We start from the raw sequence: 12,510 nt of genomic DNA, 5'->3' as shown, positions 1-12,510 counted from the left end.
GACGTGACGCCAGCCCGCCCGACCGCACGGATCCTCTCCACGACCGCACTGGCGGTGGCCGGGACCGCCGCGTCCCTGTTCCTCACCGCGGTCCCCGCGTCCGCGGCGGTGACCTCGACCCAGTACGCGGACCAGGCCTTCCCCGCGACCCTCACCTCGCCGACCGCGGACAAGCCGCAGAGCAAGGTGTGGCGGGCGGGCAACAGGTGGTGGGCGGTCATGGTCCCGGCCGGCCGGGGCCGCCCGACGATCCATCAGCTCATGCCCGACCACACCTGGCGCGACACCGGGGTCCTCGTGGACGCCGGGGCAGCGGCGGCAGCCGACGCGGCGGCGGCGTCCCGGCCGGACAGCACCGCGGACGTCCTGGGACTGGGGAACATGGCGCACGTCGTGAGCAGGACGGCGACCGGCGAGATCCGCTACGAGCGGTTCCAGTACATCGGGGTCGGCAACGTCTGGCTCCGGCTGCCCGGTGCGGCCCGGGTGCTCGCCACCGGCGGGACCGAGTCGGCGTCCCTCACCCGGGACTCCACCGGGACGCTCTGGGTCACGTTCACGCAGGGCAAGCGGGTCATGGTCACCCGGACGGTGTCACCGGGCAGCGGGGACTGGACACCCGCGACGGTGCTGCCGGTCCCGGACGCCACGGTCTCCTCCGACGACATCTCGGCGATCACCCGGTTCCGCGGCCGGGTCGGGATCATGTGGTCGGACCAGCAGAGCAGCGCGGTGCGGTTCGCCGTCCACGACGACGGGACGCCGGACACCCGCTGGACCGTCCAGACGGTGCTGTCCGGGGCCGGGGTCGCCGACGACCACATCAGCCTGAAGGGCACCTTCGACGACGACCGGGTGTTCGCGGCGGTGAAGACCTCCCTGGACGACGACCCCGCGTCCCCGGCCACGGCGCCGCTCATCCAGGTGCTGCGCCGGGACGCCGCCGGGCGGTGGACGGTCTCGACCTCGCACACCATCGCCGACAAGGCCACCCGCCCCCAGATCGTGGTGGACTTCGTCAACGGCCGGGTGCACGTGCTCACCACGTCACCGGTCGCCGGGGGCACGGTCTACCGCAAGGACGCCTCGGCGTCCACGCTCGCCTGGACAGCGGGCCGCGGGACCGTCCTCATGAGCGCCGCGGGTGCGGTCGTCAACGACGTGTCGACGACGAAGGACCCCGTCGACGGCGACGGGATCGTCGCGATCGCGTCGGACAACACCGCACACCGCTACCGGCACGCGGAGATCGCCACGTCGTGACCCGGTGACGTCCGTTTCGTCCGGCTGTGGGTGCGGTGCGGTGATCCGGATCGCCCGCGCAGCCCCTTCAGGGCACCCGTCGGGCGGACGACGTTCCAGGCATGGGCGCGACCGCGGGACGCGGGTCGCGGTCCTCGGCGTGCCGCGGGCCGCGACCGCGGGCTGCCCGGCACCGCGGAGCCTCCGACCGGTCCCTGCGCGAGCGGCTCGGCCGGGCCGGGGTCGCGGCGCTCGGCGTGGCGGCTGTCGCCCTCGTCATCGGCGTCATCGGCGCGGTGTTCTCCGCGACCACCGCCGGACCGCCCGCCGTGTACACCGCGGGCCAGCTCACCTCCTACGTCCCGACGGCGGTCACCGCCTCCCGGACGGCCGCCACGACCTGCCTGGTGTCCTGGACGCCGGCCTCGGGGCTGCCGTCGGGACTGACGTACGACGTGACGGACGGGACGTCGACCGTAGCGACCGGGGTCTCCGGCACGTCGGCGTCCGTCACGGTCCCGGTGACGGCGGTGACGCCCCGGGTCAAGGCCCGGCTGAACAGCTGGGTGTCGACGACCTCGACCGCCGCGGCGTCGGCGTGCAACGGGTACCCGGACGCGCCCGGCGCGCTGACGCTCACCCCCTCGGACGGCGCGGTGCAGGCGTCGTGGACGGCACCGGCGGGCAACGGCGGGACGGTCGCCTCGTACACGGCCACGATCTCCCCGGCACCGGGGTCGGGATCGGCGACGTGCACCGCGACGGTGCCGACCACCTCGTGCTCGTGGTCGTCGCTGACGAACGGCCTCACCTACACCGTCTCCGTGACCGCGACGTCGAACGTCGGCACCGGACCGGCCGCGACCGGGACGGCCGTCCCGTACCCCTCGGCGGTCATGACGCCGTCGGCGCTCAAGCTGTGGCTGGACGGCGCGGACTCCTCGACGATCCTCGCCTCGTCCGGGTGCACCGGCGCGACCGCGACGACGAGCGTCGGCTGCTGGAAGGACAAGAGCACCGGTGCGAACAACGCCGCCCAGCCCACCGCCCTCAACCAGCCGTCGCTGTCGACGGTGTCGTCCCGCAGCGTCCCGACGTTCAACGGGTCGACCACCTGGATGCCTCTGGCACCGGCCGCGCTGCCGAACGGCACGACGCCGTCCTCGACGTTCATCGCCCTGCGAACCACCGAGGCGTCTCCTGCGTCGTCGGGCTGGCGTACAGCCCTGTCCTGGGGCACGGGCAGTGCCGCCCAGACCCGCTCGTACCAGAAGGCCCTGAACTCGACCGGCGTCGGAGCGGTGACGTGGAGCGGCACGGCCTCAGCCGGTGGCTCGCTCGTCACCGGTACGACAGGCATCCTCTCGGACGTCTGGACGTCGAGCGCCTACACCGGTTCCTGGAACGGTGTCGCCGGTTCGACCGTGTCGGCGGCGAACACGACGGGGACGACGCAGGCCCTCGTCGGAGCCCAGCTCACCGGCATCGAGTACTGGCTCGGCCCGATTCCCGAGGTCGTCGTCGTCCAGGGCACGCTCACGACGGCCCAGCGTCGCGCCGTGGAGGACTACCTGTCCCGCAAGTGGGCCGTGGCGATCACCCCGGGGCAGCCGACCGCGGTCGCGGCGGTCGCGGGCGACGCGCAGACGAGCGTGTCGTGGACGGCACCGTACGACGGCGGCTCGGCCATCACGTCGTACACGGTCACCGCCGTCCCCGCCGACGGGACGCTGCCGACTGTGACGCTGCCGTGCGCGTCGTCGCCGTGCACGCTGACCGGCCTGACGAACGGGGCCACCTACTCGGTCACCGTGGCGGGCAACAACGCCGTGGGTGCCGGACCGGCGTCGTCCGCCGTCACCGTCGTCCCGCGGCCGGCGCTCCTCGCGAGCAGCAACGCCGTGCTGTGGCTCGACGGTGTCGACGTGGACGGCGACGGCGTCCTCGAGGGCAGCTCCGAGTCGTGCGACACCGCGACGTCGTGCGCGTCGACGTCGAACGTCCTCAAGCGCTGGGCCGACAAGACCGGCGGCGGCCGGGACGCCGTCCAGTCGACGACGGCGATGGCCGGCACGTACACCCCGGCGACCGGGCTGGTCTCGTTCTCCGGCAACGGCTACTACCAGACCGCGGCCGGCGTCCCGACCGGGCCGGGGGTCACCGCGTTCTCGGTCGCCTCGTCATCGGCGTCGACGTTCAACACCTACGGGTGGCTCACCGGTGGCCGCGCCGCGAACGGCTGGATCCTGCACCCCCACATCGGCTCGACGGGCACCAGCTTCTTCGGCATCGACGCCGGCGGCTTCAACCAGCAGACGACGAACACCGACATCGTCAGCCCGTCGACCGCCCTCACCGGGCCGCACGTCTGGGACGGCCAGATCTCCGGCGGCACGTCGAGCCAGACCCTCGACGTCGCCGTCGACTCCGTGGTGAGCGGCACGGTGTCGAGCACGACGACCCGGTCGGCGGCGAGCGTCGTGCTGACCGTCGGTGCCGACGACTACGACCTCGTGGCGCGCCGTGGCAGCGGCTCCTTCCGCGAGGTCGTCGTCTTCAAGACCGCGCTCACCGCCGCCGAACGCCGCACCGTCCGCGAGTACCTCGCCCGCAAGTGGGGCGTCGCGATCACCCCGGACGCCCCGACCGGCGTCACGGCCACCGCATCGACGACGACGAGCGGCGCGGCGTCCGTCGCCTGGACCGCCCCGGGGTGGAACGGCGGGTCGGCCGTCACCGGCCACACCGTGACCGCGACCCCGTCGGACAGCACCCTCCCCACCGTGACGACCTCCTGCGCCTCGTCGCCGTGCAGCATCACCGGGCTCACGGACGGCGCCTCGTACACGGTGTCGGTCGCCGCCGCGAACGTCGCGGGCACCGGCGCCGCCGCGACGGCCGCAGGCGCTCTGGTCACCTACCCGGCGACCGTCCTCACGTCGTCCGCCGTGAAGCTGTGGCTCGACGCCGCAGACGCCTCGACCCTGCTCGCCTCCTCGGCCTGCACCGGCGCGACCGCGACGACCGCCGTCGGCTGCTGGAAGGACAGGTCGGCCAGCGGCAACCACGTCACGCAGGCGACAGCCGGCTCCCAGCCCGCGCTGACGACCGTCAACGGCCGCTCGGTGCCGGCCTTCGACGGCAGCGCCGACTACCTCGCCGGGGACGTCTCCCTCGTCCCGACCGGGACGGCGACGAGCACGGTGTTCACCGCCGCGGCGGTCAACCCCGCGGTCGCGATGAACGGGATCGCGATGCTCTCCTGGGGCGGCACGACCGCCGGCACCCAGCGCCGGATCACCTCGTGGGCCGCCGTCGGGGTCGACGCCTTCTACACCCCGCAGGCGTTCACGACCGCCTGGCCCGGTTCCCAGGCGACCGCGGTCGTCGCCGCCGAGTTCGCGTCCGGGACGTCGATGTCCGTGTGGTCGCGCGGCGGCGCCGCGGCGACCGCGAGCGGCGCGTTCACCACCGGTACGCACCACCTGTGGGTCGGCACCGGCGGCGACACGACCCAGTACTCCCGGTGGTGGGGCAGCACGGCCGAGATCATCGTCACGAACACGACGGCGACCGCCGCGCAGCGCCGCGTCGTCGAGGAGTACCTGGCCCGCAAGTGGGGCTCGCTGCTGACCCCGTCCGCGCCCGGGACCCCCACTGCGACAGGGGGTTTCGGTGGCGCGACGGTGTCCTGGAGCGCGCCGTCCTGGGACGGCGGCGCGGCCGTCAGCGGGTACACCGTCACCGCGAGCCCGGGCGGCGCGACCTGCTCCTCGGCGACGACGTCCTGCACCTTCAGCGGCCTCGCCGCCGGGACGTACACGTTCACCGTGACGGCGACGAACAGCGTCGGCACCGGGCCCGCGTCGGCGGCCTCGGCCGGCGCGACGGTGACGTCGTACCTGTACGCCTGGGGCGACGGCGACCTCGGCCGCACCGGCGTGATCATGCAGAACTCGACGACCTCGACCGCCGTGCGGATGCCCGGCGCGGAGACCTGGCAGGACATGACCGAGGGCGACAACCACGGCTGCGCCGTCACCACCGCGGGGGCGCTGTCCTGCTGGGGCCCGAACTCCTTCGGCAGCCTCGGCGTCGGCGACTCGAACCAGCGCTGGGAGGCCACCGGCGTCTCCGGCGGCGGCACCTGGCTGTCCGTCGACGCGGGCGAGAACACGACGTGCGGCATCAAGACCGACCAGAGCCTGTGGTGCTGGGGCTACGGCGGCGCCGGCGAGATGGGCGACGGGACGACGACCTCGCGCGACACCCCGAACGCGGTGCCCGCCACCGGGGTCACGACGTGGGCGCAGGTGAGCGTCGGCCAGAACCACGTCTGCGCCCGCAAGACCGACTCGACCCTGTGGTGCTGGGGCAGCGGCGGCAGCGGCCGGCTCGGCAACGGAGGGACCTCGAACCTGAGCAGCCCGGTCCAGGTCACGGCCGGCACGACGTACTCGACCGTCTCGGCCGGCTACGACTCGACGTGTGCCGTGCGCGCCTCGGACGCCGCGATGCGGTGCTGGGGCAACGGCCTCTACGGTGCGCTGGGCAACGGCGGCACCGCGGACTCCACGACGCCCGCCGTCGTCTCCGGCGCCCTGTCGTGGTCGACCGTCTCCGTGGGCGACCACTACGCGTGCGGCGTGACGACCGCCGGCGCGCTCTACTGCTGGGGCTACAACGGGTACGGCAACCTCGGTGACGGGACGACGACCGACCGGACGACGCCCGTGCGGGAGAGCACGAGCGCGGCCACCTGGGCCACGGCCGCGCTGAGCCCGGCGTCGTCGTCCGCGCCGGCCCTCATGACCTGGCAGAACCACACGTGCGCGTTGCGGACCACGGGCGCCCTGTACTGCTGGGGCTACAACGGGTCCGGCCAGCTCGGCGACGGGACGACGACCCAGCGCCTGTCGCCCGTGCAGGCCGGTGCCTCGACCGCCTGGCGCTCCGTGAGCGGCGGCTTCAGCGCGACGTGCGGCCTGCGCAGCGACCAGGCCGTCTGGTGCTTCGGCGACGACGGTTCCGCCCAGCTCGGCACGTACTACAACAACTCCGCGGGCGCACCCACGCCGCTGCTCGCCCCGGCGACCGGCTTCACGGCCGGGGGCACCGGCTACCACGGCGGCTGCGGGGTCCGCAGCGACGGGACGTTGTGGTGCTGGGGCCATGGCACGTACGGCCAGCCCGGGGACGGCACGACGACGACGCGGTACGCGCCGGTCCAGGCCGGTGCGGCGTCGACGTGGCGGTCGATCTCCGCGGGCACCTACACGGTGTGCGCCGTCCGCACCGACGACTCGCTGTGGTGCTGGGGGTCGACGACGTTCGACCAGACGGGGGTCTCGGGTGCGACGGGGACGATCACGACGCCTACGGCGGGGCCGGCCGGCTCGTGGACCTCGGTGAGCGTCGGGGAGACGCACACGTGCGGCATCAAGACCGCCGGCACCCTGTGGTGCTGGGGCGACAACGGGCTCGGCACCGTCGGGGACGGCACGACGACGGACCGCACCACCCCCGTGCAGGTCAGCGTGGCCGGGGCGACGGCCTGGTCGACGGTCAGCGCCGGCTACTACTCGACCTGCGGGATCCCGGCGACCGGCGCCGCGGCGGGCAAGCTCTTCTGCTGGGGGGACAACGGCAGCGGCCGGCTCGGTGACGGGACGACGACCCAGCGGAACTCACCCGTGCAGATCGGCACGGCGACCTGGTCCGGCGTGACGGTCGGGCGGGCGCACGCCTGCGGGGTGCAGTCGGCCGGCACCCTGTGGTGCTGGGGCCTGGGCACCAACGGCCAGCTCGGCGACGGCACGTCGACGAACCGGAGCGTCCCGACCCAGGTCGGCAGCGCGACGACGTGGGCCGAGGTGAACGCGGCCTACGAGTTCTCGTGCGCCCGGCGCACCGACGCGACCCTGTGGTGCTGGGGGCTCAACAACAACCGGATGCTCGGCAACCGGGACACGACGAACCTCTCGTCGCCGAACCAGGTCCCGGGGGTCACGGTCTCCCGGCTCGGCGACACCCACGCGTCGGCGCGCACGAGCGTCGCGCTGTCCTGAGCGCGCGCCGTCCGCGGCCGCCCGGGCCTCAGCCCGGCAGGTCGACGTCCGCGACCGCCGCGCAGTGGTCGCTCACGGCGAGCCGCTCGACCCGGCCGCGCACCCGGGTGCCCGCGGGCAGCCCGTGGGCGAGCACGTGGTCGAGCTGGACCCGCGGCCCGGCGGAGGGGAACGTCGGGCCGGTGACGAGCGGCGTCCAGCGGGTGATCCGCGCGGGCAGCCGGCCGGGCAGGTTGAGGTCCCCGAGCAGGACGTGCGGCCCGGGCAGCGTCCGGACCCAGTCCCGCAGCCGGCGCAGCTGGCGCACGTTCGCGCCGGGCACGAACGACAGGTGCGTCGCGACGACGGTGACGGCCGGCTCGGCGAGGACGGCGGCGATGGCCGCCCGCGGCTCGTCGGGGATCCACAGCAGTCGCGGCGGCCGGGTCGGCAGCGGGATCGGGTACCGGCCGCGCGCCGGTGCCAGGCGCAGCACGTGCCAGGAGACGACCGGACGCGTCGTCACGAGCGCGATCCCGTACGTCGGGTCGCCCGTCGCGCCGCCCGGCGGCGGGTCGTGCTCGTGCTCGTGCCCGGACGGCGCGTGGTCGTCGGGCGCGGGCAGCCAGCCGTCCTCGCCCGGTGTGCCGTGGACGAGCCCGAGGTAGCGGTGCCGGCCGCCCAGCGCCGCCGCGGCGAGCGCCGCCTGGTCGACCCCGCCGGAGCGCGGCTGGAACCGGTCGACCTCCTGGAGCGCGAGGACGTCGGCGCCCGTCGCGGCGACGGCGTCCGCGAACCGCTGCGGGTCGGTGCCGCCGTCGTCCATCGAGCGGCCGGAGCACGCGTTGAAGGAGACGAGCCGCAGCCCGCCGGCGCCGCCCGTCGAGGGACCCTGGGTCACCAGGACGAGCCGTCGACGGCGGCGTCGAGGTCGGCGAGCATGACGACGGCGTCGCCGACGACCTCCGCGTCGTCCGCGGTGACGCCGTGCAGGAGCCACCGCGCGCAGGCGAGCTCGGAGGCGAGCCGGGCCCGCCGCGCGAGGTCGGCGTCCACCGGGGTGCGCCGGGTGTGCGCGTACGCCTCGAGGACGGCCTCGGCCGCGTCCTCGTCGGCCGCGGCGAGCACCCAGGCCAGGTCGTCGGCGGGGTCGGCGACCCGGGTCTCGCCCCACTCGAGGACGCCGACGACGTCCGCGTGCTCGGTGAGGACGGTCTCGCTCGCGAGGTCCCCGTGGACGACGCACGGCATGAAGCGCCAGGCGCCGGCCTCCTCGATCGCCTTCTCCCACCGGGTGAGCAGCCCGGCCGGCACGTGGCCCGTCGCGGCGGCCCGGTCGACCTCGGCGAGCCGGCGCAGGCGGTACTCCTCGGCCGTGTAGACCGGCAGGCCGGCCTCCTCGACGACCCGCTCCGGCAGGTCGTGGATCGCGGCGATGCTGCGGCCGAGCGCGGCGGCCAGACCGGGGCCGGGCTCGAGGCTCGCCGGGTCGAGCGGCTCGCCCGCGAGCGCCCGGGTCACGACGGCGGCCGTGCCGTCGGGCAGCGGAGTGCGGCCGGCGATGTCCGGGACGGCGAAGGGCAGGTAGCCGGCGAGGCCGGCGACGAGCCGGCCCTCGGCGTCGAGCCGGGCGGCCGCGGTCGCCGAGCGCGGCACCCGGACGACCCAGCGGCGCCCGAGGTCGTCCTCGAGGTCCGCGGCGTCCACCTCGGGGTCGTGGCTCGTCCGCGCGGCGGCGGCCGCGGGCTCGAGGCCGCGGACGGCGGCGCACGCGAGCGCAGCGAGGGCGAACGGGGAACGGTCGGGCACGGGCTCCACCGTAAACGGTCCGCGGGCCGGGGCCGGGGTGCACCCACCGACGCGGGCCGGGCCGCCCCGCGTGACGCTGCGCACGACCTAGGGTGGGCCCTCGTGAGCACCCGAACCGCCGCCGGCGACCGGCCCGCCCCGCGCCCGCCGCTCGCCGAGCTGGCGCTGTCCCGCGCGACGCTCGACCGCGACGCCGAGCGCCGCACGCACGACGGCCTGCTCGACGGGCTCCTCGCGGACCCGGCGACCCGGGTGCTCGTGCTCGAGGGGGACCGCGGGCTCGTCACCGGTCTCGGCGCCGAGGGCGACGCCTGGTCCGACGCCGCCGTCGACGGCGCGGCGCCGGAGGGGCCAGGCCTGCTCCTGCTCGACCCGGCCGCGGCCCGTGCCGCCGTCGCCGCGCTCGGGGCCGACCCGCTGAGCGGCGTCACCGCCGCCTACCTCGGCGTCGACGGCCCGGACCGGGCCGCGTACGTGCTCCTCGCCGTCCCGAGGATCCCCGTGCCGCTGACCGGGGGCCCGCAGGCGGCACCGGCCGAGCACCACCCGGCCCCGGCGGGGTCGCGCTGGGCCGGGCTGCGCGAGGTCGGCCCGCTGGTCGACGCGACGGGCGCCGGGCTGCTCACGGCGTCGGTCGCCCTGTCGAACTGGCACTCGACGCACCCGCGCTGCGCCCGCTGCGGCGAGCCGACGGTCGTCGCGACCGCCGGCTGGTCGCGCAAGTGCCCGGTCTGCGGGGCCGAGCACTACCCGCGCACCGACCCCGCGGTGATCATGGCGATCGAGGACGACGACGGCCGGATCCTCCTCGGCCGCCAGCAGGTCTGGCCGCCCAAGCGGTACTCGACGCTCGCCGGCTTCGTCGAGCCGGGGGAGTCGCTCGAGGCCGCCGTCCGCCGCGAGGTCCTCGAGGAGGCCGGCGTCCGGGTCGGCGAGGTCAGCTACCAGGGCAGCCAGCCGTGGCCGTTCCCGTCGTCCCTCATGCTCGGCTTCTCCGGCCGGGCCACGAGCACCGAGGTCACCGTCGACGGCGAGGAGCTCGCGCACGCCCGCTGGTGGAGCCGCGAGGAGCTCGCCGCCGACGTCGCGTCCGGCGAGCTGCTCCTGCCGCCGGCCGTCTCCATCGCCCGCCGGCTCGTCGAGCAGTGGTTCGGCGGTCCCCTCGACGAGGCCGTGGAAGCCTGGCGCTGATCCCTTGACAGACGAAATGAATTTCGTCATTCTCTGATCTCGAGGGGAGTACCCCACCGACACGGTCCGTCGTCAGTACGGCTCCACGGACGGAGCCCGGCGGCCGGGCCGGCCACCACGACGGTGCGCCGGCGGGGGAGACCTCTGGTCCCTGACCGGAGGTTCCTGTGCCGCTCGACCTGTCCGTGCCCCTGTGGGCCTGGCTCGCCGTCCTCGGCGTCATCCTCGTCATGCTCGCCGTCGACCTGTTCGCGCACCGCGACAGCCACGTGATCGGCGTCCGCGAGGCCGCCTGGTGGTCCGGCTTCTGGGTGCTCCTCGGCGTCGGCTTCGGTGCCGTCGTGTGGCGGGCGTGGGGCGCCGAGGCGGCGACCCAGTACTACGCCGGCTACGTCATCGAGAAGAGCCTGGCCGTCGACAACGTCTTCGTCTGGGCGGTGATCTTCACCTGGTTCGCCGTGCCGCGGGAGTACCAGCACCGGGTGCTCTTCTACGGCGTCCTCGGGGCGCTCGTCCTGCGCGGCGCGTTCATCGCCGGCGGGTCGGTCCTCATCTCCTCGTTCTCCTGGGTGCTCTACGTGTTCGGCGCGTTCCTCGTCTTCACCGGCATCCAGATGTACCGGCACCGCGCCACGCACATCGACCCCTCGCGCTCGCGCGTGCTGCGCTGGTTCCGCCGGGTCGTCCCGCACACCGACGAGTACCACGGCGCCCGGTTCACCGTCGTGCGGGCCGGCCGGCGGCTGGCCACCCCGCTGCTGTCGGTGCTCGTCCTCGTCGAGGTGACGGACGTCGTCTTCGCCGTCGACTCGATCCCGGCGATCTTCGCGGTCACCCAGGAGCCGTTCCTCGTCTTCACGGCCAACGCGTTCGCGATCCTCGGCCTGCGGGCGATGTACTTCCTGCTCGCCGACCTCGTGCACCGGTTCGTCCACCTCAAGGCGGGCCTGTCGCTCGTGCTCGTCTGGGTCGGCGTGAAGATGCTGCTCCTCATGGCCGACGTCAAGATCCCGACGCTCGTCTCGCTCGGCGTCGTCGCGCTGCTCGTCGGCGGGTCGGTCGTGCTGTCGCTGCGGGCCACCCGCGGCGTCCCGGCCCCGGCGGACGGCGGCGGCGGGCCCGCCGAGGCCCCGGCGCTGTCGCGGGCGCACCGGTCGTCGATGGAGGAGTGACGGCCTGCCGGTCCGCCGGGTCGGTCACGACCCGGCGGACCTGTGCGTGCCCCCGGCGGTGCCGTGCGGGACGACGAGCGCCGGGCGGCCCGGATGGTCGAAGCGGACGACGAGACCGCCGTCGGCCAGCACCCGCGGCGCCGGGTCGGTCTCGTCGAGGTAGCGCTGCCAGGCGGCCGGCACGCGTTCGCGGTCGTCGTCGGGGAGCCGGCGCCGCTGCGCGGCGGGCGTCACCTCGAGGTGGACGACGACGTCGAAGGCGTCGGCGAGCTCCCAGCGGGCGAGGAACGGGCCGTCGACGACGACGACGAGCCCCGGGACGGCGGCCGCCGCGGGCTGGCGGTAGGAGCGGTCGGTCGCCGGGTCGCGCAGCCGGGCGAGCCAGCGCCCCGACCCGCCGGGACCGAGCGGGTCGAGCACCTCCCGGCGCAGCGCGTACATGTCGAGCCAGCCCTCGTAGTAGGCGTCCGGGTCGCCCGGCCCGCTCTCCAGGCGCAGCGACCGGGAGCGCAGCCAGTCGTCCGCGCGCACCCGGCCCACGGGCACCGCACGCTCGGCGAGGGCGGCCGCGACGGCGTCCGCGAGGGCCTCGCGGTCCGCCCCGACCGGGCCGTCGACCCCGAGCCGGACGGCGTGCCCGCCGTCGGCGGCGACGGCGCCGCGCACGCCGACGGCCACGCCCGCGACGTGCGCGGCGAGCGTGGCCGTGGAGTGCGGGACGACGTCCAGCGGGTCGGTCGGCGCGGAGCCGGTCCGTGACGGGCCGGCCGTCAGGCGGACAGCCGCGCCTTGACCTCGGCGAGCGAGGGGTTCGTCGAGGCGGTGCCGTCCGGGAACAGCACCGTCGGCACGGTCTGGTTGCCGTTGTTGACCTGCATGACGAACTCGGCGGCGTCCGGCACGTGCTCGATGTTCACCTCGGTGTAGCCGATGCCCTCACGCTCCAGCTGCTTCTTGAGCCGCTGGCAGTACCCGCACCAGGTGGTCGAGTACATCGTGATCGTGCCGGGCGCGGGGGCTTCCATCGTGCGGGTCTCCTCGGGTGCGTG

The 12,510-nt window shown here is 75.2% G+C and carries 8 protein-coding genes; 4 read left to right on the top strand and 4 right to left on the bottom strand.

Features of this window, described 5'->3' with window-relative positions; genetic code table 11:
- The first annotated feature begins 3 nt into the window (after positions 1 to 3).
- Both EDJALFJO_RS34365 and EDJALFJO_RS15220 read left to right on the top strand, forming a co-directional pair.
- Positions 4 to 1,263, top strand: a complete 1,260-nt coding sequence (locus EDJALFJO_RS34365) for a hypothetical protein (protein ID WP_158220446.1) — start codon at positions 4 to 6, stop codon at positions 1,261 to 1,263.
- Positions 1,264 to 1,364: 101 nt separating this feature from the next.
- Positions 1,365 to 7,310 (top strand): fibronectin type III domain-containing protein, encoded by a 5,946-nt coding sequence (locus EDJALFJO_RS15220; RefSeq protein ID WP_088286682.1) that lies wholly within the window; start codon positions 1,365 to 1,367, stop codon positions 7,308 to 7,310.
- A 28-nt stretch (positions 7,311 to 7,338) separates the two neighbouring features.
- Here the strand turns inward: EDJALFJO_RS15220 and EDJALFJO_RS15215 are convergent, their stop codons facing one another.
- Together EDJALFJO_RS15215 and EDJALFJO_RS15210 are read right to left on the bottom strand one after the other, a co-directional pair.
- Positions 7,339 to 8,154 (bottom strand): endonuclease/exonuclease/phosphatase family protein, encoded by an 816-nt coding sequence (locus tag EDJALFJO_RS15215; RefSeq protein WP_088286722.1) that lies wholly within the window; start codon positions 8,152 to 8,154, stop codon positions 7,339 to 7,341.
- 32 nt (positions 8,155 to 8,186) lie between these two features.
- Entirely contained in the window at positions 8,187 to 9,098 is a 912-nt protein-coding gene (locus EDJALFJO_RS15210) for a phosphotransferase (RefSeq protein ID WP_088286720.1), read from the bottom strand.
- A 102-nt stretch (positions 9,099 to 9,200) separates the two neighbouring features.
- Here EDJALFJO_RS15210 and nudC point away from each other — a divergent pair, with 102 nt between their 5' ends.
- Both nudC and EDJALFJO_RS15200 read left to right on the top strand, forming a co-directional pair.
- Entirely contained in the window at positions 9,201 to 10,289 is a 1,089-nt protein-coding gene (nudC, locus tag EDJALFJO_RS15205; RefSeq protein WP_233149877.1) for an NAD(+) diphosphatase, read from the top strand.
- Between the two features lie 179 nt (positions 10,290 to 10,468).
- A complete protein-coding gene (locus EDJALFJO_RS15200) occupies positions 10,469 to 11,461 on the top strand; it encodes a TerC family protein (RefSeq protein WP_088286716.1) in 993 nt (330 codons plus the stop codon).
- 24 nt (positions 11,462 to 11,485) lie between these two features.
- Here EDJALFJO_RS15200 and EDJALFJO_RS15195 read toward each other — a convergent pair whose 3' ends face one another.
- Together EDJALFJO_RS15195 and EDJALFJO_RS15190 are read right to left on the bottom strand one after the other, a co-directional pair.
- Positions 11,486 to 12,139, bottom strand: coding sequence for a uridine kinase (locus EDJALFJO_RS15195; protein WP_088286680.1), 654 nt, complete (start codon positions 12,137 to 12,139; stop codon positions 11,486 to 11,488).
- 92 nt (positions 12,140 to 12,231) lie between these two features.
- Positions 12,232 to 12,486 carry a mycoredoxin gene (locus EDJALFJO_RS15190; protein WP_088286714.1) on the bottom strand — a complete coding sequence of 85 codons (255 nt, stop codon included), beginning with the start codon at positions 12,484 to 12,486 and terminating at the stop codon, positions 12,232 to 12,234.
- Between the last annotated feature and the right edge of the window lie 24 nt (positions 12,487 to 12,510).

Origin of the sequence: Kineosporia sp. A_224, from assembly GCF_002198655.1 — a bacterium.
Lineage (GTDB): Bacteria > Actinomycetota > Actinomycetes > Actinomycetales > Kineosporiaceae > R-H-3.
The sequence above is the reverse complement of the archived record's forward strand: the minus strand, read 5'-3'. Positions and strand labels throughout refer to the sequence as shown.

Excerpts from the sequence above, each read along its gene's own strand:
- EDJALFJO_RS15220 (WP_088286682.1), top strand. The coding sequence starts at position 1,365 with ATGGGCGCGACCGCGGGACGCGGGTCGCGGTCCTCGGCGTGCCGCGGG.
- EDJALFJO_RS15190 (WP_088286714.1), bottom strand. The coding sequence starts at position 12,486 with ATGGAAGCCCCCGCGCCCGGCACGATCACGATGTACTCGACCACCTGG.